17 protein-coding genes are annotated in these 18,767 nt (G+C 40.3%); 9 read left to right on the forward strand and 8 right to left on the reverse strand.

Annotated features, from left to right (window positions below; genetic code table 11):
• The first annotated feature begins 298 nt into the window (after nt 1–298).
• Nucleotides 299–1,270: an octaprenyl diphosphate synthase gene (gene ispB / locus H5163_RS06480; RefSeq protein ID WP_145235474.1), complete on the forward strand. Its 972-nt coding sequence runs from the start codon at nt 299–301 to the stop codon at nt 1,268–1,270.
• Between the two features lie 80 nt (nt 1,271–1,350).
• Here ispB and mdh read toward each other — a convergent pair whose 3' ends face one another.
• Nucleotides 1,351–2,286 (reverse strand): malate dehydrogenase, encoded by a 936-nt coding sequence (mdh, locus tag H5163_RS06485; RefSeq protein WP_145235472.1) that lies wholly within the window; start codon nt 2,284–2,286, stop codon nt 1,351–1,353.
• A gap of 224 nt (nt 2,287–2,510) precedes the next feature.
• Between mdh and argR the strand changes: the two genes are divergently transcribed.
• Nucleotides 2,511–2,978 carry a transcriptional regulator ArgR gene (gene argR / locus H5163_RS06490; RefSeq protein WP_145235470.1) on the forward strand — a complete coding sequence of 156 codons (468 nt, stop codon included), beginning with the start codon at nt 2,511–2,513 and terminating at the stop codon, nt 2,976–2,978.
• A gap of 19 nt (nt 2,979–2,997) precedes the next feature.
• Here the strand turns inward: argR and H5163_RS06495 are convergent, their stop codons facing one another.
• The 4 genes from H5163_RS06495 to H5163_RS06510 all read right to left on the reverse strand — a co-directional run bounded on the left by H5163_RS06495 (nt 2,998) and on the right by H5163_RS06510 (nt 7,646).
• Entirely contained in the window at nt 2,998–3,897 is a 900-nt protein-coding gene (locus tag H5163_RS06495) for a Dyp-type peroxidase (RefSeq protein WP_182731784.1), read from the reverse strand.
• A gap of 64 nt (nt 3,898–3,961) precedes the next feature.
• Nucleotides 3,962–5,011 (reverse strand): ABC transporter ATP-binding protein, encoded by a 1,050-nt coding sequence (locus tag H5163_RS06500; RefSeq protein WP_145235466.1) that lies wholly within the window; start codon nt 5,009–5,011, stop codon nt 3,962–3,964.
• The gene (locus tag H5163_RS06505) at nt 5,011–6,642 is read right to left on the reverse strand and encodes an iron ABC transporter permease (protein ID WP_145235464.1); all 1,632 of its coding nucleotides are present in this window, start codon (nt 6,640–6,642) and stop codon (nt 5,011–5,013) included. Before H5163_RS06505 ends, H5163_RS06500 begins: the two co-directional genes overlap by 1 nt.
• Nucleotides 6,642–7,646: a Fe(3+) ABC transporter substrate-binding protein gene (locus H5163_RS06510; RefSeq protein ID WP_145235462.1), complete on the reverse strand. Its 1,005-nt coding sequence runs from the start codon at nt 7,644–7,646 to the stop codon at nt 6,642–6,644. The genes H5163_RS06505 and H5163_RS06510 overlap by 1 nt, the downstream gene beginning before the upstream one ends.
• Nucleotides 7,647–8,529: 883 nt before the next feature.
• Here H5163_RS06510 and rluA point away from each other — a divergent pair.
• Complete coding sequence (gene rluA / locus H5163_RS06515; RefSeq protein ID WP_145235460.1) at nt 8,530–9,183, forward strand: bifunctional tRNA pseudouridine(32) synthase/23S rRNA pseudouridine(746) synthase RluA; 654 nt, start codon at nt 8,530–8,532, stop codon at nt 9,181–9,183.
• Between the two features lie 76 nt (nt 9,184–9,259).
• Entirely contained in the window at nt 9,260–10,189 is a 930-nt protein-coding gene (locus H5163_RS06520) for a DUF3530 family protein (RefSeq protein WP_182734709.1), read from the forward strand.
• On the opposite strand, the gene djlA is transcribed toward H5163_RS06520, so the two are convergent.
• The 3 genes from djlA to H5163_RS06535 are packed head-to-tail and all read right to left on the reverse strand — an operon-like array spanning nt 10,172 to nt 12,747.
• Nucleotides 10,172–11,044 (reverse strand): co-chaperone DjlA, encoded by an 873-nt coding sequence (gene djlA / locus H5163_RS06525; RefSeq protein WP_149982088.1) that lies wholly within the window; start codon nt 11,042–11,044, stop codon nt 10,172–10,174. The genes H5163_RS06520 and djlA overlap by 18 nt on opposite strands.
• A 27-nt stretch (nt 11,045–11,071) precedes the next feature.
• A complete protein-coding gene (gene murU, locus H5163_RS06530) occupies nt 11,072–11,743 on the reverse strand; it encodes an N-acetylmuramate alpha-1-phosphate uridylyltransferase MurU (RefSeq protein ID WP_145235454.1) in 672 nt (223 codons plus the stop codon).
• Nucleotides 11,743–12,747: an aminoglycoside phosphotransferase family protein gene (locus H5163_RS06535; protein ID WP_182731787.1), complete on the reverse strand. Its 1,005-nt coding sequence runs from the start codon at nt 12,745–12,747 to the stop codon at nt 11,743–11,745. Before H5163_RS06535 ends, murU begins: the two co-directional genes overlap by 1 nt.
• Before the next feature lie 103 nt (nt 12,748–12,850).
• Here H5163_RS06535 and lptD point away from each other — a divergent pair, with 103 nt between their 5' ends.
• The 5 genes from lptD to apaG are packed head-to-tail and all read left to right on the forward strand — an operon-like array spanning nt 12,851 to nt 18,604.
• Entirely contained in the window at nt 12,851–15,097 is a 2,247-nt protein-coding gene (gene lptD / locus H5163_RS06540) for an LPS assembly protein LptD (protein WP_145235450.1), read from the forward strand.
• 36 nt (nt 15,098–15,133) lie between these two features.
• On the forward strand, nt 15,134–16,429 hold the full coding sequence (gene surA, locus H5163_RS06545; RefSeq protein WP_145235448.1) for a peptidylprolyl isomerase SurA: 1,296 nt from the start codon (nt 15,134–15,136) through the stop codon (nt 16,427–16,429).
• 3 nt (nt 16,430–16,432) lie between these two features.
• Nucleotides 16,433–17,425, forward strand: a complete 993-nt coding sequence (pdxA, locus tag H5163_RS06550) for a 4-hydroxythreonine-4-phosphate dehydrogenase PdxA (RefSeq protein WP_145235446.1) — start codon at nt 16,433–16,435, stop codon at nt 17,423–17,425.
• Nucleotides 17,422–18,231, forward strand: a complete 810-nt coding sequence (gene rsmA / locus H5163_RS06555; protein ID WP_145235444.1) for a 16S rRNA (adenine(1518)-N(6)/adenine(1519)-N(6))-dimethyltransferase RsmA — start codon at nt 17,422–17,424, stop codon at nt 18,229–18,231. The genes pdxA and rsmA overlap by 4 nt, the downstream gene beginning before the upstream one ends.
• Entirely contained in the window at nt 18,215–18,604 is a 390-nt protein-coding gene (gene apaG, locus H5163_RS06560) for a Co2+/Mg2+ efflux protein ApaG (protein ID WP_145235442.1), read from the forward strand. The genes rsmA and apaG overlap by 17 nt, the downstream gene beginning before the upstream one ends.
• The last annotated feature ends 163 nt before the right edge of the window (nt 18,605–18,767 follow it).

Below are 18,767 nucleotides of genomic sequence, written 5' to 3' on the forward strand. Positions count from 1 at the left end.
CTGCATTGAAGGCGATTCAATATTTTCACCTATTTTATATTAAATTGGCATTATGCCAAGCCTTTTTAGCGTTTCATGACAAATAAATTACACCACGAACAAACACGCACTAAGAATAAAAAACAACCATGTTGAATTAACGTAAATTTTCTCAAATAAAAAAGTTATCTTTCCAAATTAAGGCTAAATTAAGCTGCTTAACCGTGTTTTTTCAGCGAATCGTCACAAACTGTCGAGCAAAGCTGTTTTTTGTTGTACAATCAGCCCCGTATACCCATTAAAATTGGCTCGGAGATCAATGGATATAAAAGCTATCCAGGCGTTAATCGAAAACGATATGAATGACGTCAATCAACTAATTTACGCGCAAATGCGCTCTGATGTAGCATTAGTCAATCAACTAGGCTTATATATAGTAAACAGCGGCGGCAAGCGTGTTCGCCCTATGTTGGCTATTTTAGCGGCTAAAGCACTTGGCTATGAAGGCAAAGATCATGTTACTTTAGCAACTATTGTTGAATTTATTCACACAGCTACATTACTGCATGATGATGTCGTTGATGAATCAAATTTACGCAGAGGAACACCGACAGCAAATGCTGAGTTTGGTAATGCAGCCAGCGTACTTGTTGGTGACTTTATCTACACCCGCTCATTTCAGCTGATGGTTGGTATTGGTAAAATGCAAGTTATGCAAATACTCGCTGATGCAACCAACGTGATTGCGGAAGGTGAAGTGCTGCAATTAATGAACTGTAACGACCCTGATACCACCGAAGATAGCTACATGCAGGTAATTTATTCTAAAACAGCTAAATTATTTGAAGCTGCAACAGGCCTTGCTGCGATTATTACCGAAAAAGACGACTCTACGCTGCAAGCGCTTAATCTTTATGGTATGCATTTAGGAACCGCTTTTCAATTGGTGGATGACGTACTTGATTACAATGCTGATGCTGAGCAGTTAGGTAAAAACATCGGTGATGATCTGGCCGAAGGCAAACCTACCCTGCCACTACTTTATGCTATGCGCCACGGTAATGCTGAGCAAGTACAGTTGATCCGTGATGCCATTGAGCACAGTAATGGTATGGACCACTTAGAAGCTATTCTAAGTGCCCTCAATGAAACCAAAGCACTTGAGTTTACGATGAATAAAGCCAACGAAGAAGCTGATAAAGCGATTGCGTGTTTATCTGTATTAGATGAATCACCGTATAAAGAAGCACTCGTTAGCTTGGCTCGTATTGCCGTTGATCGTAATCACTAATAAACACCTAATGTATAAAAATCCTTCGAGCATAAAAAAGCCTGCAAATGCAGGCTTTTTTGTATCAATCGACTTAGCAATTAAGCGTTGATGAAATCAACACCTTCTTGGATGTCTTTTTTCAGCGTATCAAGCATGTCGTTTTTAGCTTGCTCTTCAAATGCGCTTAGTTCACCGTAAGAAAGAATTTCTTCTACGCCGTTTTTACCTAAACGTACTGGGTGTGCAAAGTATGCAGCATCGCCATTTTCAACAGCAACGTAAGCGTAATCTACAACGTCTTCACCTTGTAAGCCTTTAACTAAAGACATACAAAAACGTGCAGCAGCAGCGCCCATTGATAATGTTGCAGAACCACCGCCCGCTTTTGCATTTACTACTTCAGTACCTGCATTTTGGATACGTGGAGTAAGTGCAGCAACTTCTTCATCAGTGAAAGTAACGCCTTCAACTTGAGATAGTAACGGAAGGATTGTTGTGCCTGAGTGACCACCAATTACTGGTACTTTCACAGTTGCAACGTCAACACCTTTAAGCTCAGCTACAAATGCTTCTGAACGGATCACATCAAGAGTGGTAATACCGAAAACACGTTTCGCGTCGTAAGTACCTGCTTTTTTGAATACTTCCGCAACAATTGGCACAGTGCCATTTACTGGGTTAGTGATAATACCCACTAATGCTTTTGGACAGTTAGCAACAATACCTTCTGCTAATGTTTTGATAATACCAGCATTAACATTAAATAAATCAGCGCGGTCCATACCAGGCTTACGTGGCATACCAGCAGGGATAAGAACGATATCACAACCAGTTAACGCTTGATCTAGTGCATCAACACCAAAGCCTGCAACTTTAACGTCAGTTGGGATATGAGAAAGATCAACAGCAACACCAGGAACAACTGGAGCAACATCATAAAGTGATAATTCAGAACCAGCTGGTAAGCCTGTTTTTAATAATAAAGACAACGCTTGGCCGATACCGCCAGCAGCACCTAATACAGCAACTTTCATTGGAATTCTCCGTAATTTGAGGTAGGAAATATTTGTGGCTCTAAAGATAATGAAATTAACGACTAAAGACAAATTTATCCTGCTTATTTCACATATAATTTAGACCATAGTTGTAAACTTGCTGGTTTACAGCACTAAAATCCATCGCAAAAGCAAACAACTACTGCATAAGTATGCAACATTGTGTACAATTAGCGCATCACTTATGAATAAGAACCTATAATATGCAACCACAAGATAAACAAGAAGCATTAGTAAAGGCCTTTAAGGCACTTTTAAAAGAAGAAAACTTTGGTTCACAAGGTGAGATTGTTGACGCCCTAAAAGAGCAAGGCTTTGATAATATTAGTCAAAGTAAGGTGTCGCGGATGTTAAGCAAGTTTGGCGCGGTACGCACTCGTAATGCCAAACAAGAAATGGTCTATTGTTTGCCTGCTGAAATGGGCGTACCTACAGCGAAAAGCCCATTACGTCAGTTAGTGATCGATATAATGCATAACGAAATGATGATCATTATTCGAACCAGCCCAGGAGCTGCACAATTAATTGCTCGACTATTAGATTCATTAGGTAAAGCAGATGGCGTACTAGGTACCATTGCTGGTGACGATACTATTTTTATCGCTCCAGCTAAAGTATCTGAAATTGATGTAACTCTTGAACGTGTGCGTATTTTATTTGATACGGTATAAATCTACCGATTCAAACTTTTTACAGCTGCTTTAAAAAGTTAATTGATGGGGCAAAAAACGCAGAACCCATATCGGCTTGAGTAAAATCAAGCCAATGATCGTAGCAATCGGCATCACCTAATCGACTTCGTAATACTTGCTCAAATGCATTTCCCTGTGCTGCATAACTAATCGCTAATATACCCTGTTCGTAAACGTCACCATAAGGCATGTTTTGATTTAATTGCAGTGGTTGCCCTTGCTCATCTTTTAACTCAGTGCGTACAGCATGACTATTCTCAGTCGCAGGCATAATCAAGGTATTATCTAAGCGAGTGCGTCCCATTATTTGCTCTTGCTCACTCAGAGGTAAATTTTGCCACACACTTAAGTCATGCTTATAGCGCTGTATATGTACGTAACTGCCTTGATCTTCAAAATGGTTGGGTTTATTGATTAACGCTGTGATGCGCTTTTGGCGACCATGAGGAGTGTCACCACCGAGTATAAAACCATTAAAATCGCGACCATCTAAAAATCGAAAGTTTCGCACTTGCTCAACCAATTCAACATCGGGGGCAAATAACTTAAGAATTTGCAAAGCAAATAAATGGTTTACATCTTCCCTATCGGAACGAATTTGGACAAATAAATCAAAAGGCTGAGCCCCCATAATATGATCATTATGAGTAATATTAGGAAAGCTCTGTAATTCACTAGGCAGAAATTCAGGCAGAATGTGCGGCCAGTACTGTGCCCCCACTGCAACTAGGCTGGAGAGCATCGATTCAGAAAACTGATCTGAAAACTCATCTTGGATAGCGCTAACGTATTTTAACTTTTTGCGTAATGACTCATCGTGGCCATCAAATACATTAAAAAACAAATGTAAACCGTGCAAGTTTGCCTCAGCACAAATTCCAGATTGCGCTTGCGCCATGGTATTTCCTTAACTCAAAATCTCATACACGGCGTTTTTAATGAAATTAAAAATACTAAAGCACTTAATCTGCGAAAAAGTTAACCGTGTGTGGTGTTATTTTTATTGTCACCTGTTCATTTGCTAAAAATGAGTGGCCCAACTGAGCAGCAACTTCAATTTCTTGTCCATCAACCATAACCTTATACACAAAATGCGAACCAACAAAACGACTGTTTAAAATAGTCACCGTATTTGCACTACAGCCTTGTGATTGAAAAGGTATTAACTCAAGATGGTGTGGGCGAACATAAAGTTTCCCAACTTGCTTAACATGACGATGCGTAACTAATGACTCAACACATCCGAAAGCAGTATGATATTCAGTTGCTGTTAATACTTCTGCATCTAAGTATATGCCCTGACCAAGAAATTCTGCAACTACCTTTGAGCTTGGAGCACTAAATAGCTGCTCAGACGTACCTTGTTGAGCAATTTTCCCACAGTGCATTACCGCTAATGTATCAGCAAACGCAAATGCCTCTTCTTTTGAATGAGTAACAAATACAGCTGATACTTGCTGGGTTTTAATAATACGACGAATATCTGCAATTAACTCAAACCGTACTTGCGTATCAATATTGGAAAACGGTTCATCTAATAACAATAAACTAGGTTTATAAGCCAGTGCCCTAGCAATTGCCACTCGCTGCTGCTGACCCCCAGATAACTGATGCGGGAAACGTTCTGCACAATTAATTAAATGCACTAATTCAAGCATTTCAGCAACGCGCTTTAACTTATCCGCTTTTGTCATATTGGTTAAGCCAAAGGCAATATTATCAGCCACAGTTAAATGTGGAAATAGCGCATAATCTTGAAACATCATGCCAATATTTCGATACTCTGGCGCTAAAAAAGTATGCTCATCACTGACTAACTTACCATCAATAAATACTTTTCCTTGCTTTGCTTCAATCAGCCCAGCAATAGCTTTTAATGTGGTGGTTTTTCCACAGCCACTAGCACCGAGTAAACACACTATTTCATCTTGTGCGACAGTTAAATCTAAGTGCTCAATCACGGATGTGCCGTTGTATTGATACGATAAATTTTCTAATACTAAACTGCTCATTAACTGCGTTGCTCCATCGAGCGATTAATAAAGTATAAAGGAATTAACCCCACCAAAACAATTGCTAACGCTGAAATAGACGCCAGCTCTAACTGCTCATCACTGACATACTGAAACACATGAGTCGCTAAGGTTTCAAAATTAAATGGCCTTAATAACAATGCGGTAGGTAATTCTTTCATGCATTCAATGAATACCAACAATCCTGCGGTTAAAATACCACGACGTAATAACGGGATATGTACTTTGCGTAGAGTTTGGCCTTGGCTTTTCCCCATTGATTGACTCGCCATATCAAGCGATGGGCTTATCCGCATAAAACTAGCTTCAATTGCACCATGAGCTATAGCGTAAAAGCGCACCACATATGCAAATATAATTGCAAACAAAGTACCGCTCAATAATAGCCCCGGTGTAATACCTATTGGCTCTAACCAAGTATTTAATTTATCGTCTAACAAGGTCAATGGTAACAACACTGCAATAGCGAGTACTGTTCCAGGTAACGCATAACCTGTACTGGCTAATCGCCCAGGTACAAGTGGATATTGCTGCTTAGCAATGCGCTGATAAAATACCACTAACAGACTCAAAATAATGGTGATAATGCTCACGATGGCCGCGACTTTAAAGCTTTGCCATGCATAGAGAAAAAATACGCTATTCCATGCTTGTCCGAAATATGAAATGGCATAACCCATTAACACAGCGACAGGTAATATAAAGGCAAAAAATAACACTGCAATACAAAAGATAGTTGCCAGCCATGCACTTTTGCCCGTTAAGTTATATAGCGCATCACTGTTGACGCTTGGTTGGCGCTCAAATACAGCTTGATTACGACGACTAAAACGCTCCATCGTTAACGCTAAAAACAATATAAGTAACATAATACCTGAAATTTTAGCCGCAGCTGTTAACGAATAATACCCTAACCAAGTATCATAAACCGCTGTAGTTAAAGTACTTACCGCAAAATAATTAACGGTTGCAAAGTCAGCCATTGCTTCCATACTGATCAGCGTCAGTCCAGCCACAATCGCCCCTCGAGCAAGTGGTAAACTAACTTTGAAAAAGCTCTGCTTAGGTGATAATCCCATCAACTGACTCGCCTGCACCAATTTAAATGACTGTTCGCGTAATGCAGTTTTAAAAATCAAATACAAATAAGGATAAAGCACTAAGGCAATCATAATAATCGCACCAGATAAAGTACGAATATCAAAAAACCAATAATCATTAGGTGATTGCCAACCAAACCATTCGCGTAACCCTATTTGCACCGGACCGGCATAATCAAACAGATCAGTGTAAACGTAAGCAATAATATAGGTCGGCATCGCAAGGGGCAGCATAAGCGCCCACTCAAACTGTTTACGGCCGGGAAAATCACAATAAGCGGTTAACCAGCCAAGCGGAAGGGCAATAATACAACTGACAACGCCAACACCCAAAATAAGTAACAGTGTATTGCGGGTATAATCCCATAGCACGGTATCCCAGAGGTGGCTAAATACGTCAGAATCGCCTTGTAGTGATTCGAACAATAAAAAACACAATGGGGTTATCAACACTATGCCAATAACCCACGCGAATAACTGCCATCGCGACAGTGAAAATTTTAAACTCATTAAAGGTCGAACTTCACCTCATCAATTAGCTTAAGTGCTAAAGGACGATATTTGCTAATTTCATCAAGCGCTAAGCTATCTTCCTTAAAGCTACCCCATGATGCTACCAAGCTTGATAATTCAACGCCCAGTCTTACTGGATATTCCATATTGACCGAAGCGTACATATTTTGCGCCTTATTGTCGGTCATAAACTCGATTAGTTTCAAGGCATTTTCAGGATTTTTAGCGTACTTGGTCATAACTACACCAGATACGTTAATATGTGAGCCTCTGTTATCTTGATTCGGAAAGTTAATATGTACGGCATCAGCCCATGGTTTTTGCTCGGGATCTTCCATCATCTTACCAAAGTAATAACTATTACCGATCGCTAAATCACATAAGCCTTCTTTTACTGCCTTTACTTGCCCGCGGTCATTACCTTGAGGTTTACGAACTAAATTTGCTTTCACACCTTCAAGCCATTTTTTAGTTTCTGCTTCACCATGGTGTGCAATCATTGAAGCGACCAAGCCTAAATTATATGGGTGCTTACCCGAACGGGTGCAAATTTTGCCTTTGTATTTAGGATCGGCTAATTCTTCATAGCTTAAATGCGCTAATGCACCTATGCGCTCTTTTGATGAATAAACGTTACGCACCCGCTTAGTTAATGCAACCCATTGTCCTTCAACATCACGAAACTTAGCCGGTACATTACTATTAACGGTTTCACTATTAATTGTTTGGGTTAAATCTAATTCATCTAGCTGCACTAAATCACTAAAATTAGAGGTTAAGACTAAATCAGCTTGGCTATGCTTTCCTTCACGCTTAACACGCTCTATTAATCCTTTTTTAGCAAACACCACATTTGTTTTAATGCCTGTTTGCTTAGTAAAATCATCTAATATTGGCTGAATTAAAAACGGTTGTCGAAAAGAGTAAATATTTACTGCTTCATCTGCAAACACAGGGGTTGTTAACACTAAGCCAACTAAAGCTGCTAATGTCTTTTTCATAAATCGCTTCCAACTAAATAATAACTATTATCATGTAATGATAACTTGCTCCTTGAAAAAGTGCACTTATTAAATCTTAATCAATGATGACCATGCCCATAATGGAAATCACTTGTGCGATATATCTCACGGTTATGACAGCTATTGAGTATAAAACATCATAAAAAAAGTCTAAAAACAAACTAACCACATGAAATATAATAACTATTATAAAATTTCAAAATAATGACTGTATTTTCGTTACTGTTTTTAGCCTATTTTGTTTGCAGATACTCTCTATACTTACTTCATCGGTTAAGCAGTGACGCTTAAATGAGTAAACGGACAAGGAATGATTACTCATAAACCTCGAATTAAAGGTTACGTTAGGAAAAAATGGATTCACGGACAGGCTCAGGATGATGCGAAAAGGAATAACAACAGGGCTCGCAAGAGAGTTGTTAGACAGGATGTTATAAAAGCGGACAGATGGACAGGCCCTAAAGGGTATCACAATGGAACTGTTAACTAAGGGATAGCATCAGGACGATGCGTAAAGGACCGGTAATAGAGATTATCAAAAAGGATCAAAAGGAAGCACATAGGACAGAGGCACGGATAGCCTATATCACGCAGAACGAATAAGTAACAGTGTGATCACATGGATGAGTAAAGTTTAGGAGTTGATTAAGTTCAATTGCAGGATGCAGAAAATTAGAAGATTCCGCAAGCGCGACTAGCGATAGTTCGCGCTTTTCTTTTGCCCAAAAATACCCTTTGCTTAACGACTACTTGTCAATTAACTCGCTCATTAATACTCTCGCGTCTAATCTAATACGTTATTGATTGTGTATAAGCGATGACTTCTCTAAAATAGCGCGCTCATAAATCATTGAGGTCGGCCGTGTTAATTAACTACAATCCTCCATTAGATCCGTATTTAACCATTTTATTTCAAGATGATGATTTACTGATCGTCAACAAGCCCAGTGAACTTTTGACTGTGCCGGGAAAAGATCCTAAACACGCCGATTGTTTGATAGCTCGCGTTAACCGTGTTTTTCCTACGGCAAAAATAGTTCACCGCTTAGATATGGCAACCTCTGGAATTATTTGTTTAGCAATGCATAAATCGGCTCATCGTCATTTAAGTATGCAGTTTCAAGAACGCCAAACTGCAAAGCGCTATATTGCACGAGTGTACGGTAAATTAGAGCCATTAACGGGATCAGTCAATTTGCCACTGATCTGTGATTGGCCAAACCGCCCTAAGCAAATGGTTGATCATGACAAGGGGAAGCCCTCTTTAACTCATTACACTGTATTGGAGCATGAGTTGCACGCCACTCGTGTGGAACTTACCCCTATTACCGGACGCTCACATCAATTACGTGTGCATATGTTGTCATTGGGGCACCCTATTTTAGGCGATAGGCTCTATGCTCACCCTGATGCCCTGGCTGCTGCCCCGCGCTTGCAATTGCACGCACAAATGCTACAGCTCACTCACCCGGGAACAGCACAAATTATGACTTTTGAAGCTGAGCCAGAGTTTTAATTACGAGCTTAAAATCACACTAAACTTTTTGCTGTACACGCCGATAACAACTTATTGATTCATCGTGGTGGTTTATATGGCTATCGGCAAACAGTTTAAAGTATGGCAATTAATTAGTTTGGTTTACGCGACTTTCTTGGCCATGCCAGCCCAAGCAGCCGACTTTATTGCACCCACACCATGGTCAACAATCAGCAGTAATGATTTATCACGCTTAATGCCGCAAGATGAACTAAAACCGCTACTTGCCGGTGATACTGAGTTTTTAAGTTTATATCGCCAACACATGAGTGCCCAGCAGCGCGGTGTGGTGTTGATTATCCCTGATTGGCAACACTTACCTACCAATAACAACGGGCTCAACTTTTTACGCACGCAACTTAACGATTTAGGCTATGCCACAATTGCTATGACGGTACCCGATATTGATTGGCAAGCAGTGCCACCTGCGGATGCAAGTGAAACAACTGAACCTGCAGCGGCTAAGCAAACTACAAGTTCAGACAATGGCGAACCATCAGCTGACACAGCCACTCCTGTTGTACATGTTGATGCTATCGCTCATATAAGCAATGCGATAATAGATAATTATAAACTCAACTTAATTGCACGCTTTAATGCGTTGTATCAAAGTGCATTGGATGAAGATGGGAAAATTGTTGTTATTGCACAAGGTGCCTCTGCTGGAGTATTGCTCGAACACTATGGCGAATATCCAAATACCAACATAGATGCATTTGTCAGCCTTAGCAGTTATTTACCAAACAGTAAACGTAACCAACAACTTAACGCGATTATATCGACTATTAGCCCGCCGTTATTGGATATTTACTACAACATAGATAACCCAGACTTACTGCTGAGTGTGGCGGATAGAAAACGCTGGGTTAAACGTCACAGTAAATATGATTACCGCCAACGTGAGCTGTTTGGTTTGCGCTCTGAGCCTGAGCAACATGAGCGCTTGACCAAAGAAGTAGAAGGGTTTTTACGCCGCCTTTTTTAAATATTCGTAAGCGGCTTGAATATCTTGGCTTTTCTTGACTGCCAGTTCCATCATATGTTTAGGTAAACCTTGAGAAACTAATTTATCAGGATGGTGCTGCGCCATTAATTTACGGTACGCTACTTTTACTTCTCGTTCACTCGCCTCATTATTTAGCCCCAGCAAAGCCAGAGCTTGAGTACGGCTCATGCCACTATTTGGCGGTACATGATGCCCTGAGCCTTCACGATAACTACTGCTTTGCCCTTGTTGACGTTGCTGCTGCTGTTGATAGCGTTGTTGTTGCTGACGAAATGAAAATTCAGCTTGGTAACGTTTAAGTACAAATGCAAAGTGAGTTTTAGAGATCCCTAATAACTTACTTACCTCTTGGAGTAGCTCCTTTTCTTGCGCAGCTAACACCCCATCAGAAAACGCCATTTGGATTTGAATTTCTAAAAACAGTTGTAATAAATCATGGCGACGAGCAAAACGCTCTTTAAAATCGAAAACAGTTTCTTTTAATGAAAAATCAGCGTCTTTTCCCGCTTTAAATGCATCTTGTGCCTCTTTGCGATCATCACCAGTGAGTCCCATTTCATCCATAAATAAACTGGCAGCACGGATGTGGGTTTCGCTTACACGGCCATTTGACTTAGCAATGTGCCCCATTACTCCAAAACAGCTGGTAAAAAATAACGCTTGGCGCTGATTAATATCATCATCGCCTTTAAATAAGCTTGAAAAGCCGCCGGCTTTATCAAAGTTCTGCTTTAAACTCTTGTCAAACATATGGCCCAGGTATAAGCCTATAAATAAGCCTATAATGCGCCCAAACATAAAGCCAAAGCAGGCACCTAAAATTTTACCCCACATGAGGCGCTCCTATTATATGTGAATTACTTAATGAGTTTTTTGTTGCTCTATCAACAACTCATTCAATTGAGCTAATCGTTCTGGAGTTCCGATATCGTCCCAGTTACCTATGTACAGCTCCGTAGAGACAACATGCTCAGCCAATTTACTTTTTAATAATGGCCCTAAGCGATGAGTACCCGCTGTAATTCCTGCAAAAAATTGCTGATGAAAGCGACTGATACCAGAAAATGTATACTTGGGGCTATCTGCGCTTAGATGACGCAACGTAAAGTCACCATTTGGGTTGTGGGCTGGATTTTCAACCAACACAATATGTGCCTCGCCCGCATCTAAGTGAATATGCAGTAATGAACTAACATCATAGTCGGTAAATATATCGCCATTAATAACAATAAATTGCTCACCAAGCAAAGGTAAGGCTTGAATAATACCACCTGCAGTTTCTAATCCCTGCTCAGGCTCTTGGCTATACTCAATATGTACACCAAGCCGGCTACCATCGCCAAAGTAAGCACGGATCTTATCTCCTTGCCAAGCAAGGTTAATAATAAAATCAGTGATCCCTGCTGTTTTTAGTCGCTCAATATGATGCTCGATTAATGGTTTTCCTTGCACCTTTAACATAGGTTTAGGTAATTCTGCGGTAAGTGGCATCATTCGCTGACCGCGACCCGCGGCTAAAATCATCGCTTTCATTATTTAGTTGGCACTTTATTAAGTGCGACTAAGGTAGCAGGAATAATCTTACTGCTGATCCATTTACCCAGCTCCACCAACGATGAATGATCTTGCGCCACATCACTAATGTAGCGCAGTGTCGGTAATACATTATCCATATAACCGAGTTTACCATCGCGTAAATTTAACCGGCAAAAAATACCCGCCGCTTTTAAATGGCGTTGAATACCGGTTAAATCAAACCATTGTTTAAAGGTTGCAAAGCTGATGTTACTGAGCAAGCCCTGTTGCTCAAACTCAGCAAATGCATGCTCAAGTAAGTATTCAAGTTCATCGTGAGGAAGTTTAAAATAACAATCACGCAGTAACGATACCAGGTCATAGCATACCGGGCCTTGCACGGCATCTTGATAGTCAATAATTGCCCATTGCTGTTCACTGTGCATAATATTACGGCTATGAAAATCACGGTGTACGGTGACGCTAGGTTGCGCGAGTATATTTTCAATTAATAACTCACAGCTCGTTTGCCATAAAGTACGTTCTGCAGCAGTAACTTCTAGCTCTAAAAATCCCTCTACCAACCATTCTAAAAAAATACTTAGTTCTAATTCTAAAAATGCCCGATCAAAATCTTTCATGTGCTCAACAGGCGGCATTTTTGCCCATTGTGCACTAAGTTTTATAAGGTGTTTATAGTGATTAATACGTTCTTTATCATCTAGCATATCAGCAAGATGTGTGTTGCCTAAATCGCTTAATAAGAAGAACCCTTGCTTTTCATCAGCATGTAATATTTTTGGTAGTTTGAAACCATGCTCAGAAAAAACTTTGTTGAGTTCTATATAAGGAGTGTTATCGAGCTTAGCTGGATCTGAGTCCATAACTATATAGCTATCTTGACCGCGATTTAGACGGAAATAACGACGAAAGCTGGCGTCTCCGGTGATCGCAGCTAGCTGGTATACTTCATCTTCGAAGTGCGGATTTAAAAACTGCTGTAAACTTTTATAACGATTCATTTTACAAGATATCTATTTTTCACTAAGTCAATTACTGTATTTGCCATTGTTTTCCTTTATTATGTCATTCTTACATCCAACGACAGCATATTAAGGCTAATAAATGAGCAAAACCTGGGGCATGATGATGCTAAGTGTGATCAGCGCACCATCGTTCGCCGAAACTGAACTGACACACAACTTTTGTGGCAATTCAATGCAAACCAGAGCTTGGCAACCGCTTGCTGGCCTTGACTTAGGCATGATCGATATCCGTTCAGATGATATTGAACTGCTTGGCACCCAAAGCGCAGAATTTACCGGTAATGTTGATATTAACACCCTTACTATGAGTTTGTCCGCACAAAGTGCGCTAATTGACAAACAGCGTGGGTTACTTAATGCAACTGGCCCTATTACTTACCGTGACACTATCAGTGAAGTAAATAGCTCAGGTCTTAATGCTGATTTAAATAGTTCTGAAATCAGCCTACTTGGTGCCGATTATAAGCTGACGGATCAACAAGCACACGGCGGAGCGGAAAAGCTCACTATTAATAAGTCTGGCTTAGATCTGCTGAACGCAAGCTTTACTACCTGTCCAAGCGATACGCCCGTGTGGGCAATTCAAGCTGAACAAATTTTATTATCCAGTGATGAAGGCTGGGGCGAAACCCATGATATGGTATTGCGTATTATGGATACGCCTGTACTTTATTTACCCTATTTCACTTTCCCAATTGATAATCGCAGAAAGTCGGGCTTATTAACACCCAATATTTCCAGTTCAGATCGCTACGGCGTAGAAACAGTTACTCCATATTATTGGAATATTGCACCAAACTTTGATGCCACGATTACACCACGCTATATGTCTAAAAAAGGCTTGCAGCTGCAAACCGAATTTCGTTATTTGAGTGATAGCAATGAAGGTCTCGTAGCACTTGAATACCTTGACAAAGACGACTCCGAACCAGAACTCAAAGAGCGCTTTCTATTTCACTGGCAACAACAAAGTTATTTTGCCGAAAATTGGCGTGCTAATGTTGATATAACCAACGTCAGCGATGATAACTATCTCACTGATTTGGGTTCTAATTACGCAACACGTACTGACACCCAACTGTACCGTACTGGCTCGTTATCACACTTAGGTGATACTTGGCGTACAGATATAAAAGTACAAAACTTTGAAGTGCTCGGTGATCATGTTGAATCGTATGCGGCGTGGCCACAAATTAGCTTTTCGCAAACAGCACCATTTAGTTTTCAGGATATTGAACTTACCCTAGACGGTGAACTGAGCCACTTTACAAATGACACTCAAGTTATTGAAAAGGCAACTCGTTTACACATCGAACCAAAAGCAAGCTACGGCTACCAAGAGCATGCATGGTCGTTTTTATCTGAATTTAGCGTATTGCACACTAACTATAAGCAAGAAGGTGATTTGGCAAATACTGATTATGCTAAATCAGTATCGCGTACTTTGCCTAAAGTGCGTTTATACAGCCAATTAAACTTTGAGCGTGAAACCACTATCTTCGCTGATGATGGTATTCAAACCTTAGAGCCACAACTGCAGTATTTGTATACACCGAATAAAGATCAATCCAATATAGGTTTATACGATACAACAAAATTACAAGATGATTTTTTTGGTTTATTCCGTGATAGTCGTTTTTCAAGTGTGGATCGTATAGCCGCAGCAAATCAATTTACATTAGGTGCAACCACGCGTTTATTTAATAATAAAAGTGAAGAGTTGTTTAATTTTAGTGCTGGTCAAATATTTTATTTAAGTGACTCAGCCAAGCCAACATCGCAAGGGTTAAACTCAGATACCAACTATAATGCCTTGTTTGCCGCACAAACCATGTTACATTGGCACCGCCGCTGGTATTTATCAGGCGGAATTCAATATGACACCGATGGTAAACAGATTATCCAGTCAAATGTGACCTTAGATTATAAAGGTGACGATAATCAACTCGTTCAATTGAACCATCGCTATGCAAATGATGTCTCAGGCAATACAATCGAACAAGTTGGCTTTTTTACTAGCATTCCGCTCAGTGATCAATGGCAGTTTGTAAGTAGCTATCACCGTGATTTAGAAAACGGTCGTAGTGTCGAGGTGTTCAGCGGATTGCAATATGAATCATGCTGTTGGGCCTTTCAAGTTACCGCCCGTCGCCAAATCGCAACTGATTTAAATCAAGCGATAGGCCAAGAACAAGCCACTTTTGATTCAAGTATTGGATTTAATATTGTCTTAAAAGGGTTAGGTAGTAAAAGCCGTTATGATGCACAAAAATTATTACAACAAGGTATTTTTGGCTATCGTAGACCGTATTTTCTTAATAACTAGTATCACCGTACTATTAGCAAGAGTATTAGAAAAAGTATGAATTTAAAAAAATTATTAGCATCAGCATTTTTGACGCTTGGTTTATGCCAAAGCGCTTTCGCAGCCCCTGTTGAAATAGACAAGGTGGTTGGTATTGTAAACCAAGGGGTTATTTTACAAAGTGAAGTAAACACTATTGTTAACCGCGTAAAAACCCAAGCCAAAGAGCAAGGACAAGAATTACCTTCGGATGATACGCTACGTATTCAAGCAATGGAGCGTTTAGTAAATCAAGCGTTGATGATGCAATTAGCTGAGCGTATGGGGTTAGAAATCTCTGATAGCCAACTGGACCAAACTTTGGTTGGTATGGCGAAAGAGCAAGGCGGAACAATCGCAGACCTACGCCGTACTATTGAATCATCAGGCGAGAGTTTCCAATCTTATCGTGAAGAAATTCGTAAAGAGATCACAACTCAACAAGTAATGCGCGCAAACGTAGACCGTCGTATTTATATTAGCCCACAAGAAGTTGATAATCTCTTAAAAATAATGGAAAGCCAAGGTCAAAATACGGAAGAGTATGACATTGGCCATATCCTCGTTGATATTCCAAATAATGCCACTGCGGATGAAATTGCTAGCGCAAAAACTCGCGCAGATAAAGTTATTGAGTTTTTACAAGACGGGAAAGAATTTAAACGTATCGCCATTTCATCATCAAGTGGTTCAAAAGCACTTGAAGGTGGTCAATTAGGCTGGATGAGCATTAATGAAATGCCATCACTCTTTGCTGAAGCAGTTAAGGGCACCAAAAAAGATGCCATTATAGGCCCGCTTCGTTCAGGCGCTGGTTTTCATATTATTAAAGTTCAAGACATTCGTGGTCGCCAGGTTGTTGAAACAACCGAAGTGCGCTCTCGCCATATCTTAATCAAGCCGTCAATCATCTTAAGCGAAGAAAAAGCCCGCAATATGCTTAATGGCTTTGCTAAAGATTTACGTGCTGGGACTGCTGACTTTGGTGAACTTGCTAAAGAGTATTCAGAAGATCCAGGCTCTGCACTTAAAGGTGGAGAGTACGATTGGACAGATCCTACGACCTATGCGCCACAGTTTAGAGATGCCCTACTATCACTTGATAAAAATGAGATCAGTGACCCGTTTAGAACCACATTTGGTTGGCATATAGTGCAGCTATTAGACAAACGTATAGCTGATAAAACCGAACTAGCTAAACGTAACCGTGCTCACGGCATGCTCTTTAATCGTAAATTTAAAGAAGAAAGCTTTAACTGGCAGCAAGAAATGCGTGAGCAAGCCCATGTTGAAATTTTCCCAATTGATGAATAACCAATGATCCTACGTATTGCAATTACTCCCGGCGAACCTGCCGGGATCGGCCCAGATTTACTGTTGCAACTTGCACAGCATGATTGGCCTGCGCAGCTGGTTGTGATTGCTGATAAGCAATTATTACAACAGCGAGCCAAACAGCTTGGTTTAACAATCAATTTAATTCCATTTGATGAAAATGCACCAGCTGTAATCGCCCCTGCAGGGAGTGTCTATCTGCACCAAGTTGATTTAGGTGCCGACGTTGAGATGGGTGTGTTAAATGATGCCAACGGTCAATACGTACTCGATACCTTGCGTATCGCGTGCGAAAAGAATATGAATGGTACGTTTGCAGCCGTTGTAACTGGTCCTGTTAATAAAGGTATTATCAATAAAGCTGGCATTTCATTTAGTGGCCATACCGAATACTTTGCCCAGCAATCAAACACCCCTGATGTGGTGATGTTATTAGCTACTGAAGGCTTAAGAGTTGCACTAGTGACCACGCACATCCCACTGGCTTATGTATCACGTGCTATTACAAGTGAGCGTTTAAGTAAAGTTGCAGGTATTTTAAACCATGATTTACAAACTAAATTTGGTATCGAAAAACCACGTATTTTAGTCTGTGGGCTTAACCCTCATGCGGGTGAAGATGGCCATTTAGGGCGTGAAGAGATTGACACCATCACCCCAACCATTGAACAGCTAAATAGTGAAGGTATGAATTTAATCGGGCCATTGCCTGCTGACACCTTGTTCCAAGACAAATATCTATCACAAGCTGATGCAGTGCTGGCAATGTATCACGATCAAGGTTTACCTGTGCTAAAATACAAAGGTTTTGGCAAATCAGTTAATATCACCCTTGGTTTGCCGTTTATACGCACCTCAGTTGATCACGGTACGGCGCTCGATTTAGCAGGTACTGGTGATGCTGATGTAGGTAGTTTTGAATTAGCGATCCGCGAAGCAATTAAGCTCGCCCATGAAAAAGCACAAAATCAATGACAGATAAAGTACATTTAGGACACCGCGCCCGCAAACGTTTTGGGCAAAACTTTTTATGTGATGAGATGATCATCGATAAAATCGTCACCGCGATTGATCCTAAACCTGAAGATAATTTAGTTGAAATCGGTCCTGGTCTAGGTGCTATCACTGAACCGGTAAGTGAGCTAAGTGGCCACTTAACGGTTGTTGAACTAGATAAAGATTTAGCCCAGCGCTTAACTGAGCACCCATTTTTAGGGCCTAAGCTTACTGTGCATCAAGGTGATGCGATGAAATTTGATTTTTCAAGTTTGATCAAAGCTGACCGCAACAAACTAAAAGTGTTTGGTAATTTACCATACAATATTTCAACACCATTGCTGTTCCATTTATTTGAGTTTGCCGACAACATTGAGCATATGCACTTTATGCTACAAAAAGAAGTGGTGAAACGCATGGTAGCAGGACCTGGTAGTAAAACATTTGGTCGCTTGAGCGTAATGACACAGTATTACTGTAATGCAATGCCTGTCATCGAAGTACCACCAGAGTGTTTTAAACCAGCACCGAAAGTTGATTCTGCCGTTATTCGTTTAATACCGAAAAAGCCAGAGCAACGTACAGCAAAAAGTACTAAAATTCTTAACACTGTGTGTTTAGAGGCCTTTAATCAGCGCCGCAAAACATTGCGCAACAGCTTAGCTAATTTACTCACCGCAGATGAATTAACTAGCATTGGTATAGATATCACGTTGCGTGCTGAAAGCCTTTCGTTACAACAATTTATTGATATAGCTAATTGGATTTATGACAACAAGCAGTAATTTGGGCTCACCCATCAAAGTATCGGTAGAAACATTTTATGTTGAGGGTCAATCACAACCTGAACTTGATAAATATGTATTTGCTTATTCCGTTACCATTAAAAATCACAGTCTATGCAGCGCAAAGTTAATTAGCCGCTATTGGTTGATCACTGATGCAAATGGTAAAGAAATCGAAGTACAAGGTGAAGGCGTAGTCGGTGAAAAACCAACTATTGGTCCTGGTGAAAGCTATAAATATACCAGTGGTGCAGTGCTAGATACTCCCGTAGGAACGATGCAAGGTTATTACACCTTGAAGAATGAGTTCGGTACAGAGTTTGATGCACCTATTAATGTTTTTCGTTTATCACTGCCTAATATTTTACATTAAATAACCTGAAATCGGGTTAAGATATTTATTAACGCATTGATTTAATGATATAACTAGCCTTTAAGCTGTCCTGTCGGAGATTTTCAGAGATAACAAGGCGAATTTACGCGTCAATAGCTGGCCTATTGCAAGTAGATTCAACGCAGTTAGCGTTGAAAATAGC

It is taken from the genome of Pseudoalteromonas sp. SG44-8 (genome assembly GCF_014164125.1).
GTDB lineage: Bacteria > Pseudomonadota > Gammaproteobacteria > Enterobacterales > Alteromonadaceae > Pseudoalteromonas > Pseudoalteromonas rhizosphaerae.

What these genes read in the sequence shown, in the direction of transcription:
- H5163_RS06505 (WP_145235464.1), bottom strand. Translation starts at nt 6,642, where the DNA reads ATGAGTTTAAAATTTTCACTGTCGCGATGGCAGTTATTCGCGTGGGTT.
- pdxA (WP_145235446.1), top strand. Translation starts at nt 16,433, where the DNA reads ATGATCCTACGTATTGCAATTACTCCCGGCGAACCTGCCGGGATCGGC.
- H5163_RS06500 (WP_145235466.1), bottom strand. Translation starts at nt 5,011, where the DNA reads ATGAGCAGTTTAGTATTAGAAAATTTATCGTATCAATACAACGGCACA.
- H5163_RS06520 (WP_182734709.1), top strand. Translation starts at nt 9,260, where the DNA reads ATGGCTATCGGCAAACAGTTTAAAGTATGGCAATTAATTAGTTTGGTT.
- apaG (WP_145235442.1), top strand. Translation starts at nt 18,215, where the DNA reads ATGACAACAAGCAGTAATTTGGGCTCACCCATCAAAGTATCGGTAGAA.
- ispB (WP_145235474.1), top strand. Translation starts at nt 299, where the DNA reads ATGGATATAAAAGCTATCCAGGCGTTAATCGAAAACGATATGAATGAC.
- surA (WP_145235448.1), top strand. Translation starts at nt 15,134, where the DNA reads ATGAATTTAAAAAAATTATTAGCATCAGCATTTTTGACGCTTGGTTTA.
- argR (WP_145235470.1), top strand. Translation starts at nt 2,511, where the DNA reads ATGCAACCACAAGATAAACAAGAAGCATTAGTAAAGGCCTTTAAGGCA.
- mdh (WP_145235472.1), bottom strand. Translation starts at nt 2,286, where the DNA reads ATGAAAGTTGCTGTATTAGGTGCTGCTGGCGGTATCGGCCAAGCGTTG.
- rsmA (WP_145235444.1), top strand. Translation starts at nt 17,422, where the DNA reads ATGACAGATAAAGTACATTTAGGACACCGCGCCCGCAAACGTTTTGGG.
- H5163_RS06495 (WP_182731784.1), bottom strand. Translation starts at nt 3,897, where the DNA reads ATGGCGCAAGCGCAATCTGGAATTTGTGCTGAGGCAAACTTGCACGGT.
- lptD (WP_145235450.1), top strand. Translation starts at nt 12,851, where the DNA reads ATGAGCAAAACCTGGGGCATGATGATGCTAAGTGTGATCAGCGCACCA.
- murU (WP_145235454.1), bottom strand. Translation starts at nt 11,743, where the DNA reads ATGAAAGCGATGATTTTAGCCGCGGGTCGCGGTCAGCGAATGATGCCA.
- H5163_RS06535 (WP_182731787.1), bottom strand. Translation starts at nt 12,747, where the DNA reads ATGAATCGTTATAAAAGTTTACAGCAGTTTTTAAATCCGCACTTCGAA.
- H5163_RS06510 (WP_145235462.1), bottom strand. Translation starts at nt 7,646, where the DNA reads ATGAAAAAGACATTAGCAGCTTTAGTTGGCTTAGTGTTAACAACCCCT.
- djlA (WP_149982088.1), bottom strand. Translation starts at nt 11,044, where the DNA reads ATGTGGGGTAAAATTTTAGGTGCCTGCTTTGGCTTTATGTTTGGGCGC.